Annotated in this window: 16 protein-coding genes; 2 read left to right on the top strand and 14 right to left on the bottom strand. The window is 72.5% G+C overall.

Annotated elements, in window-relative coordinates; genetic code table 11:
• The first annotated feature begins 47 nt into the window (after positions 1-47).
• A complete protein-coding gene (locus tag AC0IW9_RS18550) occupies positions 48-716 on the top strand; it encodes a trypsin-like serine peptidase (RefSeq protein ID WP_471649769.1) in 669 nt (222 codons plus the stop codon).
• A 252-nt stretch (positions 717-968) separates the two neighbouring features.
• On the opposite strand, the gene AC0IW9_RS18545 is transcribed toward AC0IW9_RS18550, so the two are convergent.
• Positions 969-2588 carry an ABC transporter substrate-binding protein gene (locus tag AC0IW9_RS18545; RefSeq protein ID WP_471649768.1) on the bottom strand — a complete coding sequence of 540 codons (1620 nt, stop codon included), beginning with the start codon at positions 2586-2588 and terminating at the stop codon, positions 969-971.
• Between the two features lie 232 nt (positions 2589-2820).
• Between AC0IW9_RS18545 and AC0IW9_RS18540 the strand changes: the two genes are divergently transcribed.
• Entirely contained in the window at positions 2821-4050 is a 1230-nt protein-coding gene (locus AC0IW9_RS18540; protein ID WP_471649767.1) for an ABC transporter substrate-binding protein, read from the top strand.
• Between the two features lie 46 nt (positions 4051-4096).
• On the opposite strand, the gene AC0IW9_RS18535 is transcribed toward AC0IW9_RS18540, so the two are convergent.
• From AC0IW9_RS18535 to AC0IW9_RS18475, 13 genes are all read right to left on the bottom strand, one after another.
• A complete protein-coding gene (locus tag AC0IW9_RS18535) occupies positions 4097-5551 on the bottom strand; it encodes an NADP-dependent isocitrate dehydrogenase (protein ID WP_471649766.1) in 1455 nt (484 codons plus the stop codon).
• 105 nt (positions 5552-5656) lie between these two features.
• On the bottom strand, positions 5657-6631 hold the full coding sequence (locus AC0IW9_RS18530; protein WP_471649765.1) for a hypothetical protein: 975 nt from the start codon (positions 6629-6631) through the stop codon (positions 5657-5659).
• Positions 6632-6914: 283 nt separating this feature from the next.
• Positions 6915-7883, bottom strand: coding sequence for an oligopeptide/dipeptide ABC transporter ATP-binding protein (locus AC0IW9_RS18525; protein WP_471649764.1), 969 nt, complete (start codon positions 7881-7883; stop codon positions 6915-6917).
• A complete protein-coding gene (locus AC0IW9_RS18520) occupies positions 7880-9676 on the bottom strand; it encodes a dipeptide/oligopeptide/nickel ABC transporter permease/ATP-binding protein (protein WP_471649763.1) in 1797 nt (598 codons plus the stop codon). The genes AC0IW9_RS18525 and AC0IW9_RS18520 overlap by 4 nt, the downstream gene beginning before the upstream one ends.
• Positions 9673-10623, bottom strand: coding sequence for an ABC transporter permease (locus AC0IW9_RS18515; protein ID WP_471649762.1), 951 nt, complete (start codon positions 10621-10623; stop codon positions 9673-9675). The genes AC0IW9_RS18520 and AC0IW9_RS18515 overlap by 4 nt, the downstream gene beginning before the upstream one ends.
• Entirely contained in the window at positions 10623-12137 is a 1515-nt protein-coding gene (locus AC0IW9_RS18510; protein ID WP_471649761.1) for an ABC transporter substrate-binding protein, read from the bottom strand. Before AC0IW9_RS18510 ends, AC0IW9_RS18515 begins: the two co-directional genes overlap by 1 nt.
• Positions 12134-13768 carry a hydantoinase B/oxoprolinase family protein gene (locus AC0IW9_RS18505; RefSeq protein WP_471649760.1) on the bottom strand — a complete coding sequence of 545 codons (1635 nt, stop codon included), beginning with the start codon at positions 13766-13768 and terminating at the stop codon, positions 12134-12136. Before AC0IW9_RS18505 ends, AC0IW9_RS18510 begins: the two co-directional genes overlap by 4 nt.
• Positions 13765-15813 (bottom strand): hydantoinase/oxoprolinase family protein, encoded by a 2049-nt coding sequence (locus tag AC0IW9_RS18500; protein WP_471649759.1) that lies wholly within the window; start codon positions 15811-15813, stop codon positions 13765-13767. Before AC0IW9_RS18500 ends, AC0IW9_RS18505 begins: the two co-directional genes overlap by 4 nt.
• A 103-nt stretch (positions 15814-15916) precedes the next feature.
• Positions 15917-17260, bottom strand: a complete 1344-nt coding sequence (locus AC0IW9_RS18495) for a cytosine deaminase (RefSeq protein ID WP_471649758.1) — start codon at positions 17258-17260, stop codon at positions 15917-15919.
• Between the two features lie 61 nt (positions 17261-17321).
• Positions 17322-17789 (bottom strand): EF-hand domain-containing protein, encoded by a 468-nt coding sequence (locus AC0IW9_RS18490; protein ID WP_471649813.1) that lies wholly within the window; start codon positions 17787-17789, stop codon positions 17322-17324.
• Positions 17750-17917, bottom strand: a complete 168-nt coding sequence (locus AC0IW9_RS18485; protein ID WP_471649757.1) for a hypothetical protein — start codon at positions 17915-17917, stop codon at positions 17750-17752. Before AC0IW9_RS18485 ends, AC0IW9_RS18490 begins: the two co-directional genes overlap by 40 nt.
• Positions 17918-18027: 110 nt before the next feature.
• On the bottom strand, positions 18028-19422 hold the full coding sequence (locus AC0IW9_RS18480) for a M20 family metallopeptidase (protein WP_471649756.1): 1395 nt from the start codon (positions 19420-19422) through the stop codon (positions 18028-18030).
• 95 nt (positions 19423-19517) lie between these two features.
• Positions 19518-22409: an AsmA family protein gene (locus AC0IW9_RS18475; protein WP_471649755.1), complete on the bottom strand. Its 2892-nt coding sequence runs from the start codon at positions 22407-22409 to the stop codon at positions 19518-19520.
• Between the last annotated feature and the right edge of the window lie 7 nt (positions 22410-22416).

Here is a 22416-nt window from a genome sequence, read left to right as displayed (position 1 = left end):
TGCTGCTGCTGCCGGGGCTGGCGGCGGCGCAGCCCATCCCGCGTTCGGTGCTGCCCGGGCTGGGCAGCGCCGATCCTCGCCAGCCGGTCGATCGCGCGGCGGCGCCCTGGCGCTCGCTCGGCCGGGTGCAGCTGGAAACCGGCGGGCGCTGCACCGGGGCGCTGATCGGGCCGCGGCTGGTGCTGACCGCGGCGCATTGCCTCGTGGCACAGCGCACCGGGGTGCTGGTGCAGCCGGGGACGGTGCATTTCATGCTGGGCTATGACCGCGGGACGCATCTCGGCCATGGCCGGGCCGTCGCCCTGCGGATCGGCGCCGGCTACGATCCGGCCACGCGGTCGCCGGGCAGCGCGGATTGGGCGGTGCTGACGCTGGATACGGCGCTCGGCACGCCGGAGCGGGTGCTGCCGCTGGCCGAGCCGCTGCCCGCCCCGCGCACGCCGCTGCTGCTCGGCGGCTACCAGCAGGACCGGCCGGAGGTGCTGCTGGCCGATCGCGGCTGCCGGCTGCTCGGGCTTTCCGCCGCGGGTCCGGCGGCGATGCTGCTGCATGATTGCGCCGCGACGCGGGGCGCGAGCGGCGCGCCGCTGCTGGTGCAGAAGCAGGATGGCGGCTGGACCATCGCGGGGGTCGTCAGCAGCGTGGCGGTGACCATGGCCTTTGGCGCGGCGGTGCCGGCCCCGGCCATCGCCGCGGCGCTGCGGTCGGCGCCCTAGAGCGCGATCGTCTGAGATGGCATCAGCAAAAGACGTGAATCGCGCGATCCAGTTGAGCACCAGCAGGCTTTCCGGCCCGGTATGGGCCAGGACATTCCCGATCAGGCTGGCCAGGAATTCGGCCGATTCATTCTAGAGGACCGAAAAGACGACGCGGTCCTCAGCACCCAACGGCATGGTTCAACGGCTTCCGCGGTTCACGGGTGGCGATGGCGCCACCCGTCCCCAGCATAGCGCAAAGCCGGCCGCGGTTCAGCCGAGGCTGATCGGCGTCAGGTCCTGGAACCAGGATTGCGCCTGCACGAAGCCCTTCACCTTCGGGCTGATCGCGCGCGGGTTCATGTCATGCGCGACGAACAGGAACAGCCGGTCGTCCACCGCCTTGGCATGGAGCTGCTGCAGCAGCAGCTCCTGCGGCCCCGGCTCGAAGGTGTCGTAGATGTCGTTCATCAGCGCGTCGTAGCCGGGATCGCTGAAGTAGCCCCAGTTATTCGCCGCCGGCGGCACCATCTCGGTCTTCAGGAAGCGGATGGCGAAGGTGAAGGGATCGAAGGCGCCGTAGGAGATGTTGATGGCGGAGACGCCGCGGTTGGAGGGGGCCTTGGCGCCTTCCCGCCAGATGCCGAGCAGGGCGTTCCATTCCAGCACCTCGAAGGTGACCTCGATGCCGATCTCCTTCAGGTTCTGCTGCACCGCCTCGTTCATCGTCAGCGGCTGCATCTGGCCGGAGCCGCTGGTGGAGATGGCCACCTTGGTGCGCAGCGGGTTGCGGGCGGAGAAGCCGGCCTCGGCCATCAGCTTGCGCGCGGCCGCGAGGTCGGTCCGCACCGGGTCCTTCGGCGTGCCGTGCCAGGGATGGCCCGGCGGCACCAGCCCGGCGCCCTCCACCATCATGCCGCCCAGCAATTCCTTAATGCCCTTGCGGTCGATGGCGAGGTTGGCCGCCTGGCGCAGCCGCGCATCGCGCCAGGGCGAGCCCTCCGCCATGTTGAAATGCCAGGTCCAGTTGTGCGGATACTGGTTGGAGACGATCTGGAAGCCGGCCTGCTTCAGGCTGGGGATGGCATCCGGCGGCGGCGCCTCGATGAAGTCCACCTGGTTGGAGCGCAGCGCGGCGACGCGGGTATTCGCCTCCGGCAGCGGCAGCAGCACCAGCCGGCCGCATTTCGGGATGCGCGATTTGTCCCAGTGGTCGGCATTGCGGGTCATCACGCAGCGCTCGCGGATGCTGAAGCTTTCCATCTTCCAGGGGCCGGTGCCGACCGCCTTGTCCATGTACTTGTCCCAGTCGCGGCCGGCGGCTTCCCAGGCGCCCTTGTGGGTGATGCCGACCCAGGTCAGGCCGAAGGGCACCAGGCTGTCCGGCCGGGTGGTCTCGAGGATGAAGGTATTCTTGCCCTCGGCCCGCCAGGCGGCGATGGTCGGCATGCGGATGCGGGCCTGGGCGGCGGCGCGCAGGTCGTAGTGCGGCGCGTCGCTCTTGAAGGCGCGGTCGTAGGAGAAGACGACGTCGTCGGCATCCATGGTCTTGCCGTCATGGAACTTCACCCCCTCGCGCAGGGTGATGATCCAGCGGCGCTTGTCGGCGGGGTCGACCTTCCATTCCGTCGCCAAGCCGGACCGCTGCACGGAGGGACCGTCGAATTTCGTCAGGTCCCATTGCACCAGCTGATCGTAGAGCGTGATGCCCATGAAGCGATGGCCCTCGCCGCCCTGGTCGGGCACGCCATTGGCGAGCGGCACCGCGGAGGCGGTCATGCCGACCCGCAGCGTCGTCGTCGGGGTGCCCTGGGCCAGGGCGAGGTCGTAGGGCAGCACCCCGGCGGCGGCCAGGCCACCGAGCAGGCCGCGACGGCCAATGGTCAGGTTCATGCGATGAGCTCCCCCATGGAGCCTTGCGATTTGCCATCGCACGCGGTGCCGCGCCACGCCAGGAAAGGGGCATTATTGGCTATAAGTTACGCTTCTGCCCGAATCATAGGCTTTCGAGGGATTTACTGGCGAAACGGTCAGCAGATCTCGAAAGTCTTCCTTGGGCGGCGGCCGATGCGAGGCTCGGCGGCAAGGCATCCAACCAAGGATGCCACCGAGGGAGCCATCGTCCATGCCTTTGTCCCGCCGTGCCGCGCTCAGCGCCGCCGCCGCCTCCGTCCTGCCGCTGCCCGCCCTGCATGCCCAATCGGCCGAGCCGATCCGCATCGGCATCCTGACCGACCTGGCCGGACCCTACCGGGACGTGACCGGCCCGACCTCCGTCGCCTGCGTCCGCCAGGCGGTGGAGGAATTCACCGCATCCAACCCGGCCATCAAGGTCGAGATCGTCACCGCCGACCACCAGAACAAGCCGGATGTCGGGATCAATACCGTCCGGAGCTGGTTCGACCAGCGCGGCGTCGACGTGGTGACGGATGTCGGCAACAGCGCCATCGCCCTCGGCATCAACCCGGTCTGCGTCGAACGCGACAAGGTCCACATGAATGCTTCGGCCGGCACCTCGGACCTGACGGGCCGCGCCTGCACGCCGAATACCGTGCACTGGAGCTACGATACCTGGTGCCTGTCGAATACCTCCGGCACCGCGCTGACCAGGGCGGGCGGCGACAGCTGGTACTTCATCACCGCCGACTACGCCTTCGGCCATGCGATCGAGCGCGACACCACGCGCTTCGTGGAGGCCGCCGGGGGGAAGATGCTCGGCGCCTCCCGCTACCCCTTTCCGCAGACCACGGATTTCTCGGCCTTCCTGCTGCAGGCCCAGGCCTCCCGCGCCAAGGTGCTGGGCCTCGCCATGGCGGGGGACGACCTGATCAACTGCGTGAAGCAGGCGCAGGAATTCGGCCTGACCCGGACCATGAAGCTGGCCGCCATCATCGGCTCCATCACCGCCGTCGTCGCCTCCGGCCTGCCGACCATGCAGGGGATGTTCATCGCCGAGACCTTCTGGTGGGACCTGAACGAGCGCACCCGCGGCTTCACCAAGCGGGTCCAGACCAAGCTGCCGGCCGGGATCTTCCCGAACTACGTCCATGCCGGCAACTACAGCGGCATCCTGCATTACCTGAAGGCGGTGAGGGAGCTGGGCGTGGCGCGGGCCAAGGCGAGCGGCCGGGAGACCGTCGCGATGATGAAGCGGCTGCCGACCGACGACGATGCCTATGGGGTCGGCTCGCTGCGCGAGGATGGGCGGAAGATCCATCCCAGCTTCCTGCTGCAGGTGAAAAAGCCGGGCGAGAGCCGTTATCCGGGGGATGTCTATAACCTGGCGGCGACGGTGCCCGCCGAGCAGGCCTTCCGGCCGCTCGGCGAGGGAGGGTGTCCGCTCATCAGGGCGTAAGACAGCAAGGTCGGGGGACGGTATTCCCCCGAACCCTCATCTGTTTCTATTCGCCCTGCGCCTTGGCGAAGGCATCGACGCCGTCGAAGCGCTGCAGGGTCTCGACCTGCATCCAGCGGTGGCCGGCGCTGATGCGGGCGAGCAGGGCGAGCACGGCGGCACCGGCATCGGCCACCGGCGCGCCCAGCAGGAAGCGGGCGCGGAACTGGTCGACCACGAAGGTATGCGGGCTCAGCACCGGCCAGACCTGGGCGCCGCGGCAGGTGACGGCCTTGAGCGCGAAGCCGCTGCCCTCGGCCAGCGCCGCCAGCCCGGCGCCGAGCGCGCCCGGCTCCAGCCCGCTCTCGATGAAGACATCGACGCCGATGGTCTCACGCGTCTCCGCCGCCTTCACGCCGCTGCCGCGCGGCCAGGCCGGCATCGCCATGGGGCGGTATTCGCGGGCCGGGACCAGCGCGCTCTCGCGTCCGAGGTTGGCGATCAGCCGCGCCACGTAGCGGTCGGTCGAGACGCCCTGGCCCTTGGGCGCGATATCGCCGGTGAGGTCCCGGCCCTCCTCGAGCGTCACGTAGAGCGCATGCTCGACCTTCCGCGCCGTGGCGAAATCGCCGATGTGGCGCAGCATCATCAATGCCGAGAGCAGCAGCGCGGTCGGATTGGCGAGGTTCTGGCCGGCGATCTGCGGTGCCGAGCCGTGCACCGCCTCGAACATCGCCACCGCATCGCCGAGATTGGCCGAGGGCGCGACGCCGAGGCCGCCGACCAGCCCGGCGGCGAGGTCCGACAGGATGTCGCCGTTCATGTTGGTCATGACGACGACGTCGAACTGCTCGGGCCGGATGACCATCTGGTGGGCGCAGTTGTCGACGATCATGTGCTCATGCAGCAGGCCGGGATGGCCGGCGAGCACCGTCTCGCCGACGCGCTTCAGCATGCCCTCGGTCAGCTTCAGGATATTCGCCTTGGTGGCGATGGTGACCTTCTTCCGGCCCTCCGCCTCGGCCAGGGCCGCGGCGAGCTCGGTGATGCGGGCGCAGCCGGCTTCCGTCACCAGCTTCAGCGCCTGGGCCACGCCCGGGGTCTGCATGTGCTCGATCCCGGCGTAGAGATCCTCGACATTCTCCCGCACCACGACGAAGTCGATGCCGCGCCCGGAGAAGGGCGTGCGGATGCCGGGCAGCTCGCGCACCGGGCGGACATTGCCGTACATCTCGAAGACGGTGCGGAGCGTGACATTGGCGGATTTCTCGCCATGGCCGACCGGCGTCGCCAGCGGGCCCTTCAGCGCGACGCCGTTGCGGGCGATGCTGTCCAATGTCTCCTGCGGGGCGCCGGTGCTGATGCCCTTCGCAAAGGCCGCGCCGCCGGCGACGGCATCTTCCCAGGTGACCTGCGCGCCGGCGGCCGCCAGCACCTGCTGCACCGCCCGCATCACCTCCGGCCCGATGCCATCGCCCGCTATGGCGGTGACGGTATGCTTGGACGCCGGAATGCCAGACATGCGTGAACCCTTCAGTCGATGCTGCAACGCAGCATAGAGCTTACAGGGCAAAAGCTGAATTGATCTTCCGCAAGGCCAACGGCCGGGCGCCCCAGGCACCCAAGCCTAGCGCCAGGAGGCGCAGCCCTGGCGGACATGCGCCATGTCCTGGCTCGACAGGCTGGCCCCCTGCTGGAAGCGGAACAACGCCTCGCTGCAGCGGCGGTCGATCGGCAGGGGCTGCCGGCTGGCGCGGCGCACCCCGGGCAGCAGGGCCGCGGTCCGGGTGTCGCTGGCGGTCGGCGCTTCGGCGGCCTCGGCCGGGGCTTCCTCCCGCCCGGACGGCAGCGGCGCCGTGTCGGCCGGCGCCTCGGCCTGGGCCACGGGGGTCAGCGGCAGGACCGGTCCCGGCAGGCCGGCAGGCTGGTTCGTGGGCAGGCCGACGTGCTGCGGCGCCGGCGGGGCCTCGGCCAACGCGATCGGGCCGGAGGGCGGCGGCTGCGGCGGCGCCTCGGGCGGCGGCAGCAGCAGGGCGGCGGCGAAGCCGAGGCCGAAGAGGCCCATCAGCCCACAGGCGAGCAGCCCGGCCCGGGCCAGGCTGGCCAAGGGGCGGGTCAGCCGGCCGCGCGCGGTGAAGCGGGATGCCGTGGTCTCGGCGGTGGCCGTGCCGGCGTTGTGGCCATTCGGCGGCCGGCCCAGCGCTTCCCAGGTCACCCCGGCCTGCAGGACGCGCCAAAGCTCGGAAACCCATTGGCCGCGGTCGGCGATGGCCAGGATCGAATCATAGCCGAAGGCCTCCTCGATCCGCCCGCGCAGCGACGACAGCTCATCCGGGCCGATGGCGCAATGCACCACCGGCAGGTAGCCGCGGCAGCGGAGCGAGAAATCGACCGCATTCAGCAGGCGGCGGAACAGCGCCTCGGCATTGGGGGTATGGTCCGGCAGCAGGTCCACCAGCGCCACGCCCACCTCGGGATGGGCCAGCACGAAGCAGCCGCCCTCGGGCTCCCCGCTGCCGCCACGGCTGCGGCCGAGCAGTTGCCAATCCGGAGACAGCGCCGCGTCGAAGACCGGCCAGTAGTCCAGCAGCTTCGGCGGCATCGGCTGCGCGGCGGAGGGTACCGGAGGAATGGCACCACGGCTGGATTCATCTGGGTGCAAAGACGACCTCTCCGGGTGGCGGCGTGACGCGGGACGACCGAGGGGCCGGTCATCCCGTGCCGCAGCCCGGTGACGAGTCACCGGACAGACGGCGCGGCGGACGCTGCGGGCTGGGCACCCCGAAGGTCAAGCAAGGAAGCGGCTGATCGCCAGCTTGTGTCACCATTCGAGAGCGGAATTACTGGGTTTCGTTAATGATGCGGTCACTGATGTTCCAGCCGGTTCAACCGATCTCGGCCAGCCGCAGGCAGGCGGCCTGGCGGCCATCGGCAACCGCGGCCAAGGGCGGGACCGCCGCCGCGCAGCCGGGCGCGGCATGGGCGCAGCGGGTGCGGAAGACGCAGCCGCTCGGCGGGTCGGCCGGGCTCGGCGGGTCCCCGGGCAGCAGGATGCGGGTGGCGCGGCGGGCCGGGTCCAGCCGCGGCGTGGCCGAGAGCAGCGCCCGGGTATAGGGATGCGCCGGGGCGCGGAAGATCGCCTCGGCCGGCCCCTGTTCCATGACCCGCCCGAGGTACATCACCATCACGCGGTCGCAGAGGTGGCGCACCACCGGCAAATCGTGGCTGATGAACAGCAGGGCCAGGCCGCGCTGCCGCCGCAGCCCGTCCAGCAGGCCGACGACCTGGGCCTGGATGGAGACGTCGAGGGCCGAGACCGGCTCATCCGCCACCAGGAATTCCGGCGCCGTCGCCAGGGCGCGGGCGATGCCGATGCGCTGACGCTGGCCGCCGCTGAACTCGTGCGGGAAGCGGCTGGCCTGGGCCGGGTCCAGCCCGACCTCGGCCAGCAGGGCGGCGACGCGGCCGGGATGCTCGGCGGCGGGCGCCAGGCGATGGATGGCCAGCCCATCGGCGATCTGCGCCCCGATTCGCCGCCGGGCATCGAGGCTGCCGAAGGGGTCCTGGAAGACGATCTGCATGCGGGCCCGCAGGGCGCGGCATTCGGCGCGGCTGGCCTGGTCCAGAGGATGCCCGGCGAAGCGGACACGGCCGGTCGTGGGCGGCAGCAGGCCGAGCAGCAGCCGGCCCAGCGTGCTCTTGCCGGAACCGGATTCGCCGACGACGCCCACCGCTTCCCCGCGTGCGAGGGAGAGGCTGACGTCCCGCACCGCCTGGACCGGCCGGCCACGACGCAGGAAGCCGGAGGCGGCGAAGCTGCGGCCGAGCCCCTCGGCCTCCACCAGGGCGCTCATGCCGCGGCCCAGCGGAAGCAGCGCACGGCATGGCCGGGGGCGATCTCCTCCAGCGCCTGCGGCAGGTCGCAGCCGGGGGCGGCCCGGGCGCAGCGCGGGGCGAAGCGGCAGCCGGGCGGCAGGTCCTGCGGCGGCGGCACCACGCCGGGGATGCCGGCCGGGGGAGAGGCACCCGGCGAGGCGCCTTCCGGGACGGCCGCCAGCAAGGCCCGCGTATAGGGGTGGCGCGGTGCGGCGAAGACGGTGGCGACGCTGCCCTGTTCGACCACCTGCCCGGCATACATCACCACCACGCGGTCGGCGATTTCGGCCACCACCGCGAGGCTATGGGTGATGAAGACCATGCCCATACCCGCCTCCCGCCGCAGCGCCGCCAGCAGGTCCAGGATCTGCGCCTGCACCGTCACGTCGAGCGCAGTAGTTGGCTCATCCGCGATCAGCAGGCGGGGGCGGTTGGCGATGGCCATGGCGATGACGACCCGCTGGCGCATGCCGCCCGAGAGCTCATGCGGGAAGGCGCGGGCGCGGCGCGCCGGGTCGGCGATGCCGACGCGCCGCAGCAGCGCCACCGCCTCCCCCGGCTTCGGCCGGCGATGGGCGCGGATCGCTTCCTCCACCTGGTCGCCGATGCGGTGGACCGGGTTGAGGCTGCTCATCGGGTCCTGGAAGACCATGGCCATGACGCCGCCGCGGAGCCGTCGCAGCGCCGGCTCCGGCAGCCGCAGCAGGTCCCGGTCGCCGAGCCAGGCCTCGCCGCCCAGGACGCGGGCGGCGGGGGGCAGCAGGCCCATGATGGCGGCGGCGGTGAGCGACTTGCCGGAGCCGCTCTCGCCGACGATCGCCAGGGTCTCGCCGGCGGGCAGGGTGAAGGAGACGTCCTCCACCGGGCGGAAGGGGCCGATGCCGATGGTGAGGCCGCGCAGGTCCAGCAGCACCTCGGGCGGCGGTGGCGGCAGCAATCCGGGCAGCAGCCGGTCCAGGAAGCGGCGGCGCGGCGCCGGGGTGCGCGGGTCCACCGCATCCCGCAGCGCATCGCACAGCAGGTTCATCGCCAGGATGGTGCCGGTCAGCGCCAGGCAGGGCCAGAGCAGCATGGCCGGCGCCTGGGCCATGGTCGCCCGCGCCCCGCGGATCATCTGCCCCCAGGACGGCGCCGGCGGCACCACGCCGAGGCCGAGGAAGCTGAGGCCGCTTTCCAGCACGATGGCGGCGGCGACGGCCAGCGAGAGCTGCACCAGGATCGGCCCGGCGATATTCGGCAGGATGGTGCGGCCGAGGATCCGCAGCGGCGAGGCGCCCAGCGCCCGCACCGCCTCCACGTAGTCCTGCGACCGGGCGGCCTGGACCTCGGCATGGGTGACGCGGACGAAACCGGGCAGGAAGAGCACCGACAGCACCAGGATCAGCGTGCCGGCCCCGGGGCCGAGTAGGGTGACGACCAGCAGCGCCAGCAGCACCGGCGGAAAGCAGAGCACGATATCCATCGAGCGCACCGCGAGGAATTCGCCGATGCCCCGCACCCAGCCGCCGACAAGGCCGAGCAGCGTGCCGAGGATGCAGGCGATGCCGGCCGCGGCGAAGGCGACGCCGAGCGAGGCACGGGCGCCCCAGATGAGGCGGGAGAGCACGTCCCGGCCGAACTCGTCGCGGCCGAGCGGGCTGCCGGCCATGCTGCCGGACAGCCGCTGGGCGATGTCCTGGCGGACCGGGTCGGGCAGCGGCAGCCAGGGCGCGGCGACGGCGAGCAGGATGATCACGGCGACGGCGGCGCCGGGCCAGAACAGGCGCCTCATGCCCGGCGGATCCGCGGGTCGAGCGCGGCGTGCAGCAGGTCCATCGCCAGGTTCAGCAGCACGAAGAGGATGGAGATGGTGAGGACGATGCCGACGACCATCGGATAGTCCCGCGCCTCCACCGCCTTCAGCAGCGGCGTCGAGAGGCCGGGCCAGTTGAAGACGTATTCGACCAGCACCGTGCCACCGAGCAGCCCGCCCATCTGCAACCCGAGCACGGTGACGACCGGGACCAGCGCATTGCGCACCACATGGCGCAGCAGCACCCGCCAGGGGGTCAGGCCCTTGGCGCGGGCGGTGCGGACATGCTCGCGCGCGAGCACGTCCAGCACCGCGGCGCGGGTCATGCGGAAGACCACGGCGATGAGCCCCTTGCCGATGGCGAGCGCCGGCAGCGCCAGCAGGGTGAGGTGCCGCGCCGGGTCCTGCGCCAGCGGCACATAGCCGCCGGCCGGCATCCAGCGCAGCGCCTGGGCGAAAGCCAGCACCAGCAGCGTCCCGACGACGAAGACCGGCACCGCCAGCAGCAGCGCGGCGAGGCCGGAGGCGATGCGGTCGAACAGCCCGCCCCGGCGCAGCGCGGCGAAGGTCCCGGCCGGCAGCCCGACCAGGATGCCGAGGAGGGTGCCGGCGGCGATCAGCTCCAAGGTGCGGGGCAGGCGTAACAGGATCTCGGTCAGCACCGGGTAGTCGTCCACCACCGAGGTGCCGAGGTCGCCGCGCAGCAGCCCACCGAGGAAGCCGAGGTATTGCGCCAGCAGCGGCCGGTCGAGGCCGAGCCGCTCGCGCAGCTCCGCGACCGTCGCCGGGTCGGGCGCCATGCCGCCGGCGCTGAGCAGCAGCTCCGCCGGGTCGCCGGGCACCAGGTGGATGACGGTGAAGACGATGCTGGCGACCAGCAGGACCAGCAGCAGGCTGGTGGCGATGCGTTGGGCAGCCCACCGCATCAGGCGAGCGCCGCCTCCTCGAGCGTGATGCCGGAGAAGAAATTCAGCGCCCCCGGCATGGCCTTGAAGCCGGTGAGCTCGCGCCGCATCCCGTAGCCCTGGCTGCGCCAGGCGAGGCCGATGATCGGCACCTGCTTCAACGCCACCTTCTGCGCCTCGCGGTAGATCGCCTGGCGCTTCGCCAGGTCGAATTCGGCGCGGCCGGCGGCCATCAGCCGCTCGAGCTCGGGGATGCGGAGGCCGGCGGAGCGGACATAGGAGGGCGAGAGCGAGCCATCCATCAGGTTGTTCAGCCCGTCCGGGTCGTTGTTGTCGGTGGCCGTCCCCATCAGCGCGATGTCGTATTGCCCGCGGTTGCCGAGGGTCAGCCGCGTCGCCCAATCCGGCAGGCGGAGTTCGGCCTGGATGCCGATGGCGGCGAGGTTCTGCTGGACGACCTCGGCGGTGTCCTTGTGCATGCCGTACTGCGCCGTGGAGAGCAGCGTGGTCTGGAAGCCGGCGGGGATGCCGGCCTCGGCCAGCAGCGCCTTGGCGCGGGCGGGGTCATAGGCCCATCCCTTGGCGAGCGCGGGATCGAAGAACTCGCTGGTCGGCTGGATCGGCAGGCCCTCCAGCGCGGCGCCACGGCCGAAGAAGGCGGCCTTGACGATCTCCTCCCGGTTGATCGCATGGGCGATGGCGCGGCGCACCCGCGGGTCGTTCAGCGGCGCCTTCGTCGTATTGAAGGACAGGTACATGAAGGGGCCGTCGGTGCTGTCCAGCCTGAGGCGCGGATCGGCCTCGACCGTCGCCATGGATTGCCAGGGGACGTATTCGATGAGGTCGAGGTCGCCGGCCTGCAGCGCCGCGACGCGCAGGTTCTCGTCGCCATAGGCGATCAGCCGCAGGCCGCGCAGCTTCGGCAGGCCTAGCTTGTAGTAGCGGTCGAAGGCGGTGAGGTCGAGCGAGACGCCGCGTTCCTGGCCGCGCAGCAGGAAGGGCCCGGCGCCGATCGGCAGCAGGCCCGGGCCGGTCGGCGACTTCGGCGAGACGATCATCATGTGGTAGCTGGCGAGCCAGTTCGGCAGGGTCGCCACCGGCTCCTTGGTGACGATGCGGATCGTGCGGTCGTCCGGCGTCTCGACCCGGGCGACGCCCTGCATCTCCGCCCGGTAATAGGCGGTGGAGCGTTCAGCGGCGATCTGCTCGATGTTCCACTTCACATCGGCGGCGGTGACCCTGTCGCCGTTGTGGAACAGCGCGTTGCCGCGCAGGCGGAAGACCCAGGTGGTGGGGTTCTCGTTGCTCCAGCTCTCGGCCAGCTCGCCGCGCAGCTTGCCGGCCTGGTCGTAGGAGAGCAGGCCACGGTGGATCAACAGCTTCACCGTCGCCGCGGCGGTGCCGCTATTGGCCCAGGGCAGGATGGTCGGCGGGAAGACCGAGAGGCCGAAGCGGACCACGCCGGGTTGCGGCTGGGCGCGGGCGGTGCCGGCGATCAGGGTGGCGGCCAGCGCCGCGCGGCGGGTGAGGATCATGCGCTGCGGCTCCCATAGGCCCGGCCGGCCTCGGCGGCGGTGATGCGGCCCTCGGCGATATCGCGGGCGATTGCTTCGGGGGCGCGTTCGGCGGGTGGGCCATAGCCACCGGCGCCGGGGGTGATGATCTCCACCCACTGCCCGGCCTTGAGGTCGCCGTTGCCGAGCTCGAAGGCGCCGACGCCGGGGCCGAAGACGAAGCGGCCGCTGGCGCCGGCCTCGCCGCCCAGCAGACCCCAGGGGGCGGAGCGGAAGCGGGAGCCGTCCATCCGCAGGCGGCAATCGGCCTCGGCCCGATAGACCCGGCGGATCGCCATGCCGCCGCGCTGGCGGCCGGCACCACCAGAGCCTTCGACCAGCTCGTAGCGCATCAGGGTCAGCGGGTATTCGATCTCCAGCGCCTCGACCGGCAGGTTGGAGGTATTCGTCGTGTGGACATGGACGCCGTCGAGCCCGTCCCTGGTCGCGCGGGCGCCGTAGCCGCCGCCGATGGTCTCGAGATAGACCCAGGGCTCGCCGGTGCCGGGCTGGCGGCCGATGAAGCTGGCGACGAAGCAGGCGCCGTTATGGGCGGCGGTGACGCGATCCGGCACCGCCTGGGCCAGGGCGCCGTGGATGAGGTCCACCACGCGCTGGCAGGTCGAGAGGCGGGCGTTGACCGCGGCGGGCAGGACGCAGTTCAGCACGCTGCCCTCGGTCGCCGTCACGGTCAGCGGCCGGGCGAGGCCGGCATTGGGCAGCAGGGTCGGGTCCACCACGGTCTTCACCGCGTAGTAGACCGTCGCCAGCAGCGCGGTCATGACCATGTTGATGCCGGCGCGGACCTGCGGCGGACCGTCGAAATGCAGCCGCATCTCGTCACCGGCGACGGTGAGCTCCAGCGAGAGGGCGAGCTCGCCGTCGATCTCCGGGCTGTCGTGGCGGTCGGCGAAGCGGTAGGTGCCGTCCGGGATGGCGGCGATCCCGGCGCGCATCTTGCGCTCGGCATAGTCCATCAGCGCCTCGCCGGCGGCCTCGACCGTCGCCTCGCCGTATTTGGCGCAGAGCGCCTGGAAGCGCTGCACGCCGAGCCGGTTGGCGGCCATCTGGGCGCGCAGGTCGGACAGGCGCTCGCGCGGCACCTGGCAATTCAGCAGGATCAGCTCCTGCACGTCCCGCTGCAGCTCCCCGGCGCGGTAGAGCCGGATCGGCGGGATACGGAGGCCTTCCTGGTAGATATGCGCATGGCCGCGATCGGCGAAATCCGAGTGATGCGCCAGGTTCACCGCCCAGGCGGCGATGCGCTCGCCGATGAAGATCGGCTCGGCGAGGACGATGTCCGGCAGATGGGTGCCGCCGCCCTCATAGGCATCGTTGCCGCAGAAGACGTCGCCGGGGCGCATCGCCTCCACCGGGTGGCGCTTCAGGATATGGGCGATGATGCCGATGAAGCTGCCGAGGTGGATCGGGATATGCTCGGCCTGGCAGAGCGTGCGCCCGGCCGGGTCGAACAGCGCGGTGGAGCAGTCCCGCCGTTCCTTGATGTTGGTGGAATGGGAGGCGCGGACCAGCGCCTCGCCCATCTCCTCGGTGATGGAGGAGAGCGCGCTGCCGATGACCTCGACAGTGATCGGATCGACGGTGTGGATCATGCCGCCTCCAGGACCAGGTTGTCATAGGCATCGACCCTGGCGGTCATGCCGGGCAGGACCACGGTGGTGCTGTCCATCTGCTCGACGATGGCGGGGCCGGGGAAGGTGTTGCCGGGCAGCAGCCTGTCCCGGTCATAGACCGGCACCGTCGCGGTGCCGCCGATCTCGGGCAGCCAGAGCGCCCGTTCGCCGGCGATGGCGGCATTCGCATCCGGCCCGGACAGCGGGCGGGGGCGGAGCACGGCCTTCCGCACCGTCCCGGTCGCCTCGGCGCGGAAGGTGACGAGCTGGACCGGCTCCTCCTCGGCGATGAAGCCGTACATGCGGTGATGCGCGGCGGCGAAGCCTTCGGCCAGCGCCGCGAGGGTCGCCGGGGTGAAGTCGCCGGGCGGCAGCGGAATCGCCAGCTCGTAGTTCTGCCCGGCGTAGCGCATGTCCACCGTGCGGCGGAGCTGGCGCGCCCTGGGGGCGATGTGTTCCTGGGCGAACCAGGCCTCGGCCTGGGCGGCGAGACCCTGGAAGGCTTCCGTCATCGGCGCCAGCCCGGCGGCCAGCGGCGTGAGGCGGGTGCTGGCGAAGTCGGCGCGGAGGTCGGTCAGCAGCAGGCCCATGGCGCAGAGGATGCCGGGGTTGCGCGGCACCAGCACGCGCTTCATCTCCAGCTCCTTTGCCAGCCGCGCCGCGTGCAGCGGCCCGGCACCGCCGAAGGCCATCAGCGTATAGTCGCGCGGGTCATGCCCGCGCTGCACGCTGATGACGCGGATCGCCTTGGCCATGTTGGCGGTGACGACGGAGAGGATGCCCTGCGCGGTCGCATAGGGCTCCATGCCGAGCTGCGCCGCCAGCCGCTCGATCGCCGCGACCGAGAGGTCCCGCCGCACCGGCAGCCGGCCGCCCAGCAGATGCGTCGGATGCAGGGTGCCGAGCATGATATTGGCATCGGTCACCGTCGGCTCGGCATTGCCGAGGCCGTAGCAGACCGGCCCCGGCGCGGCCCCGGCGCTGCGCGGGCCGACCTTCAGCAACCCGCCGCTGTCGACGAAGGCGATCGAGCCGCCACCGGCGCCGACGGTGTGGATATCGAGCATCGGCGCCTTGATCGGGTAGCCATGCACGATGGCCTCGCCCGAGAGCCGCGGCTCGCCGTCCGGCAGCAGCGCCACGTCGGTGCTGGTGCCGCCCATGTCGAAGGTGATGAGGTCCGGCAGCCCGGCCAGCCGCCCCACCGCCTGGGCACCGATGACGCCGGTGGAGGGGCCCGAGAGCACCATCCGCACCGGCATGGCGGCCGCCGCCTCGAATCCGATGACCCCGCCGTTGGATTGGGTCAGGTGCGGCGTCGCGGTGACGCCGAGCGTCTCCAGCCGCTCCGCTAGGCGGCGGATATAGCCCTGCATGACCGGGCCGAGATAGGCATTCACCACCGCGGTCGAGAGCCGTTCGTATTCGCGGAACTCGGGCGCGATGGCGTGGCTGGCGGTGACGAAGGCCTCGGGGAATTCCTCGGCCAGGATGCGGCGGGCGGTGGCTTCGTGCGCCGGTGCGATGAAGCTGTAGAGGAAGCAGATCGCCACCGCCCTGACGTCGGCGGCCTTCAACGCCCGGGCCGCCTCGCGCACCGCCTGCTCGTCGAGCGCGGTCTCGATGCTGCCGTCGTGGCGGATGCGCTCCGGCACCTCCAGCCGCAGGTCGCGGGCGACCAGCACCGGCGGCTTCTCGACCTGCAGGTCATAGAGGTCCGGCCGCTTCTGCCGACCGATCTCCAGCAGATCCCTGAAGCCCTGCGTCACGATCAGCCCGGTCTTCACCCCGCGATGCTGGATCAGCGCATTGGTGGCGACGGTGGTGCCATGGCCGAAATAGGCAATGGCGCCGGGCGGCTGGCCGAGCCGGTCCATGCCCTCGGCCACGCCCTGGGCGATGGCGCGGGAGGGATCGTCGGGAGTGGAGGAAACCTTCCAGACCTCGATCCGCCCGGTGGCTTCCTCGAAGAGGCAGACATCGGTGAAGGTCCCGCCGGAATCCACGCCCACGCGCCAGGCCATGCCTCGTCACCCCTGATGGTCAGGGGCAGCGTCCCATCGGCCCGGCCAGGGCGCAACCCGCGGGATGGCCGCCCCAGGCGCCGATTGCCGCTTCGCTGGGCGGCTAGGCCGAGGCTTTGCCCAGCAGGGCGTCCAACTCGCGCCAGTCGGGCGGCTCCGCCTCCAGCACCCGGCCGGCGCGCAGCACGATGCGGTCGGCTTGCGGCCTGGCCAGGAATTCGGACCAGCCGCGGGCGCGGAACAGCACCAGGTCGGCGGGGGCGCCGGGGCGCAGCCAGCCGGCGTCAGCCAGCCGCATCACCCCGGCCGGGGTGGACGTTGCCGCGCGGGGCCAATCCGCGACGGGATGGTCGAGGTGCAGGATGCGCGTCGCTTCCCGGAAGACCTCCACCATGTCGAGGTCGCCATAGGCGAAGAAGGGATCGCGGGCATTGTCCGAGGCGACCGAGACGGGGATGCCCGCCGCCCGCAGCTCATGCACCAGGGTCACCCCGCGCCAGCGCGGGGTGCGGCCGGCGACGCGGTCCTGGAGATAGAGGTTGCACATCGGCAGCACGACGACGGCGAGGCCGGCCTCGGCGCAGAGCCGGATGGTCTCCCGCGCCTCGGTCTCCGGCTGCAAGGCCAGGGAGCAGCAGTGGCCGGCCTGGATGCGGCCGGGGAAGCGGCGGCGCAGGGCGGTCAGGGCGATCTCGCGCAGCGCACGGGCGCCGGCCTCGCCGCTTTCGTCCACGTGCAGGTCGAGGTCGAGGCCACGCTCCTCGGCCAGGGAGAAGAAGCAGTCGAGCCGGGCCTGGAAGCCCTGCGGCAGCGGCGCCCCTGCCCCGCCGGCCAGCCGCGTCACCATCCCCAATGCGCCGCCCGAAGCCGCGACCAGATCGGCCAGCGCCGTCCCGTCCTCGCCGGCGAAATCCTCGAGCGGGCGGATCGAGCTGGCCTGCAGGGTGATCCGGCCTGCCCAGGCGGCCCGCAGGCGGCGGAAGACCTGCCAGGACAGCGGCCCGAAGCTCTCGAGATGGGTGCGGACGGCGACCGTGCCATGGGCATGGGCGCAGCGCAGGCTGAAATCGAAGCGGGCCTCGATATCGGCCTCGGTCCAGCCGGCCCGGTCGGCGGCGGCAGCGGCCAGGGCGCCGGGGAAATCGCCGGTCGGATTGGGGCTGCGCGGCCAGATCTGGCCCTTGTCGAGATGGGTATGGCCATCGACGAAGCCGGGCCAGAGCTGGCCGCCATCGAGGCCGGGGCCCGTCGGCGCGGTGCCGGGCGGGGCGATGGCGGCGATCCGGCCGGCGGCGATTCGCAGGTCCAGCCGGACCAGGCCCTCGGCATCCGCCGGGGCCGGGGGCGGATCGGCGAGCAGGGCCGCCGGCACCCGGGCATCCCGCAGCCAGAAGTCTGGCCCGGCCCCGGCGATGGCCTGGCGCAACCGATCCATCGCCAGGCTCATCGCACCCTCCCCCGATCCATCGCCGCGCATCCTGCCAGGGCGGCGGGACGCGCGGGAAGGCTCAGCGCGGCGGCGGCGGCGGCGGGGCGTCCGGGCCGCCGGGGCCGCGCATGCCATGCGGGCCGGCACCGGAACCGCCACCGGGGCCGCCGTGATGCATGCCATGGCGATGCGGCACCGGCAGTTCGTCCAGGGTCACGCCATTGTCGCCATTGGCGTCGAGCGCGCGGAAGCGGGCCTCCACCGCCGGGCGGAGCTCCTCCGGCGTCACCTTGCCGTCGCGGTTGGCGTCGACGGCACGGAACATCATCGCCACCATGCGGGCATGGCCGGGACGGGCGGGGGGGGCGGGCTGGTTGGCCGCCGGGCCGCCCTCGGGCCGCGGCATCATCGGCGCGGCCAGCGCTTCCTCCAGCACCAGCACGCCGTCCTTGTTGCGGTCGGCCTCGGCGAAGCGGGCCTGCACATAGGTCCAGGTCTCGTCCATCGTCACCCGGCCGTCGCCATTGGCATCGAAGCGGGCGAAGATCGCGGCGGGACCACGCTGGGCGGGGCCACGGCGGCCCTCGGGGCCGGGTGCGGGGCCGGCTGGGCCATGGCGGGCACGGCAGCGGCGAGCAGGGCGGTGCCGAACAGGGCCAGGCGCATCGTCCTCATCGGGAAATCTCCTTGTGGAGCCATCTTGGCCCCATCAAGGTGGGATGCCCGTGTAACCGGCGCATGACGCCAGCCTGCCCTGGCAGTGAGGAAGCGTAACGGCCGGCTGTTCAGCCAGGCGTCCCCGTTTCGCCCAGGTCCCACCACATGCCGGTGAAGGCCAGCAGCCCCTCCCGCGCCGGGGCGACCAGCAGGTGCTCGTCCGGGCCATGCTGCTTGCAGCCGTTGTAGCTGTGCGGCACCCAGACCAGCGGCACGCCGAGGTGATCGACGAAGACATCGCCCGGCAGGCCGCCCGAACTGTTCGGGATGATCTGCACCGCCTTGCCCAGCGAGCGCTCCATGCTGGCCTGGGCCCAGCGCACCCAGGGATGGTCCGGCGCGGTGCGGCTGGCGGCCATGCGGACGAAGGCATTCTCGATCTTGACCGCTTCCAGCCCATGCGCATCGAGATGCTGGCGCAGCGCCGCCTCGAAGCCCTCGGTGTCGCTGTCGACGGTGTAGCGGATCTGGCAATGCGCCCTTGCATCGGGGGCCACGGCATTCACCGGGTTTTCCGGCCGGCCGCTGACCATCGCCAGGATGATCAGGCTGTTCCAGCCGTAGATCTTCTCCGCCGCGGTCAGCCCGGGCTCGCCCCAATCCGGGTCGATGGTCGCGGCCCCCTCCCCGCCGCCGACCGGGCAGCCGGCGAGGACGCCGCGAACCTCGGCCGGCACGCCGTTGCGGGGCAGCCAGTCCCGCACCAGGATCTTGCCGTTGCGGTCCATCATGGTGGAGATGGCATGCGCCAGCAGCACCGCCGGGTCGGTGGTGAGGCCGCCCCAGTGGCCGGAATGCACGCCGCCGTCGCGCAACTTCACCACCAGGTCGAAGTGGTAGGTGCCGCGGGTGCCGGTGGCGATGGTGGGGATGGCGGGATCGACGCGCGGCCCGTCGGAGGCGATCAGCGCATCGGCGGCCAGTTCCTCGGCATGGGCGGCGACGAATTCCCGCAACCCCTTGCTGCCGCGTTCCTCGGCCATTTCCAGCACCAGCTTCACGTTGAAGCCGAGCCGGCCACCGCGCTCGGCGATCACCGCCTCCAGCGCCGAGAGGTTCAGTGCGTGCTGGCCCTTGTTGTCGGCGGTGCCGCGGCCGTACCAGCGATCGCCCTCCTCGGTCAGCGCCCAGGGCAGCAGGCCGGGGCGCCACTGGTCTTCCAGGCCGCGCACGGTATCGCCGTGGCCATAGAGCAGGATGGTCGGGCGGGAGGGATCCTCGATCCGGCTGCCGGTCAGGATCGGGCCGAAGCCGTCCAGCGGATTCGGATGGATGGCGACGGTGAAGCCGAGGCGCTCCAGCCAGGGCCGCATGGCCTCGGCGAGATAGGCATCGAGCGCCGCCTCCGCCCCCGGGTCCTGCGAGGTGGAGGGAACCTCGACCAACCGCCCCAGCAGGGACCGGAACTCGCCCGCATCGAAGAACTGGGCGGCACGGGCAAGGGCCCCGTCACGTGTCGGCATGGCTCGGTTCCTGATCGGGTCGCATGGAAGGGGCGGGCGCGCGGCGCGCACCATGCCGTGGCACCGGCGCTCCGTCCATGCCCGGAGCCTGGGGCTCAGCGCTCGGCGCGCCAGCGCAGGAAGGGGGCGAGCTCGGGCAGCCGCCGCGGTTCGGCCAGCGGACCGGTCAGGCGGAGGCCGATCTCCGGCGCCTCCGCCACCGGCCGCGCCGTCAGCCGCAGGTCGAGCGTGGCCCGTGCAAGGTCGATGTCGCCGGCAAGGCTGGCCTCGCCGGCGCCCTGGGGGGCGCCCTGGGGCGCGCCCTGGGTGGCAATCGTGCCGGTCGTCAGCCGGGCGCGGCCGGCGCTGACCTGGGCGGCGGCCTCCAGCCGGTCGAAGGCGGAACCGCCGCCGGCCAGGGCCTGGCGCATGGCCGCCTCGTCCGGGCCCGGCTCCGCCAGCGCCGCGGCCTGGAGCGCCGCGAGGTCCAGCCCGATCAGCAGGCCATCCCGCACCACCAGCCCCAGGCTGCCGTCCAGCGTGGCCGCCAGCGCCGCCATGCTATGGCCATCCGCGCGCAGCTTCGCATGGCCTTCCACCCGGCCGGTGCCGAGGTCGAAGGGCAGGTCGAACAGCGGCGCGCTGACCGTCGCATCCGCGAGCCGGGCATCGAGGGTGAGCCGCGGCGGGCTGGCGGCGCCATCCACCAGCAGGCTGCCCTGCAGGCTGCCGCCGCCGAGCTTCGCCTGGGTGGCATCGAGCCGCAGCACGCGGTCCGCCAGGCGCAGCGTGCCGCTGAAGGCCTCGAGCGGCGTCCAGCCGAGCGGCTCGAGCCGGGCGGCCTCCACCGCCAGCTCGGCATCCAGCAGCCCCAGCCAGTCCAGCCCGAGCGAGGCGGTGCTGCGCGCCTCCGGCCCCGGCAGCGGCAGGCGTTCGGCCAGGATGCGTCCGGTCAGCCGTGGCCTGGAGCCGGCCAGCCCGAGGTTGAGCTGGCTGCGCAACCGCAGGGTGCCGGCGACGAGGTCGAAATGCTCGGCGGTGATGCCGCGGGCCGCGCCGTTGAGCTGGGCGCCCAGGCTGGCGACCACGGCGAAGGACCCCTCCCCCAGCCAGGCCGAGGCCTCCGGTCCCAGCAGCGGCGCCAACAGCCGCGGCGCGCCGGGGTGGCGCAGGGTCAGCGTGCCGCTGCCGCGCCGGGCATTGGCATCGATGGTCGCCGCCGCCTCGAGCCGCAGGCCGCTCAGGTCGCCCTCCGCCCGCAAGGCCACCGCTTCCGCCAGGCCGCCGCCTGAAAGCCGCAGCGCGAGCGGATTGGACAGCAGCGGGCCGAGCCGCGCCCAGCCTTCCGGCAGCAGCGGTGCCAGCGCCGCGCCGGTGGCGCCGCTGAGCTCCAGGGTCAGGTCCGGAACCCGCAGCGAGGCGCCAAGCAGTGCGGAACCGGAGGCGGCCACGTCCACCTCCCCCAGGCGCAGCCCCAGGCGGCGGAGCGATAGCCGGCCGCCCTCCAGGGTCGCATCCAGGGTCGCCCGCTCGGCCGCGAGGTCGCCCCAGGCGAGCTGCTCGGCCGCCAGCCGCAGGTTCAGGTCGAAGCCGGCGAGGCGCGGGCCGAGGCCGGCAGTGTCCGGCGCCTGCGGCAGCAGGCCGTTGAGGTCCAGCCGGTCCAGCGTGACGCCGAGGCCGATCGCCTGCCGCCCCCCTGCCCCTTGCCGCACCACCCCGGCGCCGGAGAGCCGGGCGCCGTCGATGGTGGCCGTCAGGTCGGAGATGGTGGCCTGGCCATCCTCCAGCACCAGCCGGAAGCGTCCCTCGGCGGCGCGCAGCCGGGCGGGGTCGGTCCCGGCCAGCGGCAGGCCCAGCGCCGCCAGCGTCTCCCGCAGGGTCTGGCCGGCGAAGCGCACCGCGAGTTCCAGCCGCGGCCCGGCGGTGGCGCCGGCGACCTCCAGCTCCGTCTCCCCCGGCAGCAGGGCGGAGACATCCGAGAGCGTCAGCCTCTCCCCCTCGAGGAAGAAGGCTCCGCGCAGCCGGCGCAGGGGCACGCCCGCGAGGCCGGTCGCCTCGGCCGAGAGGTCGATGCTGACCGGCACCGCCAGGGTGCGGCCGGCGGTGCGCCGCTGGCGCAGCGCGGCGATCCAGGCATCGAGGTCCAGCCGCCCCGCCGCGAGCGCCACATCCAGCCGGGGCCCGGGCGCCAGCCGCAGGGTCGCGGCCCCGCGCGCGGGCTGGCCGGCGAGGTCGAGCGCCAGCTCATCGGCCGCGATCAGATCGGCGGTCGCGGTCAGCCGGCCGGTGGCGCGGAAGGCGCCGGCCGGGGTCGGCAGCAGCACCGCGAGGTCCGGCCCGGCGGCTTCCAGCCGGCCCTCGAAGCCGCCGCCGGGGGCCAGCACGCCGCGGGCGGAGAGCGTGGTGCCCGCCATGGCGAGGGAAAGGTCGAGCGGCGCCACGCCATCGAAGCCGGCGCGGCCGAGCTGGCTGGAGAAGCGGATGGCGAAGCCGCCCCAGGCAAGGCTGCCATCGGCCACCAGCGACTCGGCCGGACCACCGGTCTGCAGCCGGGCGTTCAGCGCCTCGAAGCGCAGGCCGCCCAGGATCAGCCGGCAATCCTCCAGCCGCGCATCCAGCGCGGTGAGCCAGGGCGGCGGGCGCAGGCTGGGCAGCGCCGCCGGCGGCCAGGGCAGGACGATCTCGCCGCCGACCAGGGCGATCTCGCGCGGCTCGAGCCGGCCGGCCAGCAGCGCGCCGAGGTCGAGCCGCAGCCGCATGGCGCGGGCGGTGATGGCGAGGCCATCGCCATCGGCGCCGATCGAGACCGCCGCCGCTTCCACCCGCGGCTGCGGCAGCAGGGTGAGGGTGATGCGGCCATCGAGGGTGACGGGCCGGCCGAGCCGGGTGCTGGCGATATCCGCCAGCCTTTCCCGGTAGGGTTCCCAGTCGAGCAGCCGCGGCCCGACCCAGAGCGCGGCACCCAGCACGGCGAGCAGCGGCAGCAGGATCGCCGCGAGCCGCCGCATCAGCCGG

The organism is Belnapia sp. AC561, assembly GCF_979252845.1.
This window is presented reverse-complemented; position numbering and strand designations above follow the sequence as displayed.

Bases quoted from the DNA above. Each gene is read 5' to 3' on its own strand.
- AC0IW9_RS18485 (WP_471649757.1), bottom strand. From the start codon at position 17,917: ATGAGGACGATGCGCCTGGCCCTGTTCGGCACCGCCCTGCTCGCCGCT.
- AC0IW9_RS18520 (WP_471649763.1), bottom strand. From the start codon at position 9,676: ATGAGGCGCCTGTTCTGGCCCGGCGCCGCCGTCGCCGTGATCATCCTG.
- AC0IW9_RS18505 (WP_471649760.1), bottom strand. From the start codon at position 13,768: ATGATCCACACCGTCGATCCGATCACTGTCGAGGTCATCGGCAGCGCG.
- AC0IW9_RS18545 (WP_471649768.1), bottom strand. From the start codon at position 2,588: ATGAACCTGACCATTGGCCGTCGCGGCCTGCTCGGTGGCCTGGCCGCC.
- AC0IW9_RS18495 (WP_471649758.1), bottom strand. From the start codon at position 17,260: ATGAGCCTGGCGATGGATCGGTTGCGCCAGGCCATCGCCGGGGCCGGG.
- AC0IW9_RS18525 (WP_471649764.1), bottom strand. From the start codon at position 7,883: ATGAGCGCCCTGGTGGAGGCCGAGGGGCTCGGCCGCAGCTTCGCCGCC.
- AC0IW9_RS18515 (WP_471649762.1), bottom strand. From the start codon at position 10,623: ATGCGGTGGGCTGCCCAACGCATCGCCACCAGCCTGCTGCTGGTCCTG.
- AC0IW9_RS18510 (WP_471649761.1), bottom strand. From the start codon at position 12,137: ATGATCCTCACCCGCCGCGCGGCGCTGGCCGCCACCCTGATCGCCGGC.
- AC0IW9_RS18500 (WP_471649759.1), bottom strand. From the start codon at position 15,813: ATGGCCTGGCGCGTGGGCGTGGATTCCGGCGGGACCTTCACCGATGTC.
- AC0IW9_RS18475 (WP_471649755.1), bottom strand. From the start codon at position 22,409: ATGCGGCGGCTCGCGGCGATCCTGCTGCCGCTGCTCGCCGTGCTGGGT.
- AC0IW9_RS18540 (WP_471649767.1), top strand. From the start codon at position 2,821: ATGCCTTTGTCCCGCCGTGCCGCGCTCAGCGCCGCCGCCGCCTCCGTC.
- AC0IW9_RS18535 (WP_471649766.1), bottom strand. From the start codon at position 5,551: ATGTCTGGCATTCCGGCGTCCAAGCATACCGTCACCGCCATAGCGGGC.
- AC0IW9_RS18530 (WP_471649765.1), bottom strand. From the start codon at position 6,631: ATGCCGCCGAAGCTGCTGGACTACTGGCCGGTCTTCGACGCGGCGCTG.
- AC0IW9_RS18480 (WP_471649756.1), bottom strand. From the start codon at position 19,422: ATGCCGACACGTGACGGGGCCCTTGCCCGTGCCGCCCAGTTCTTCGAT.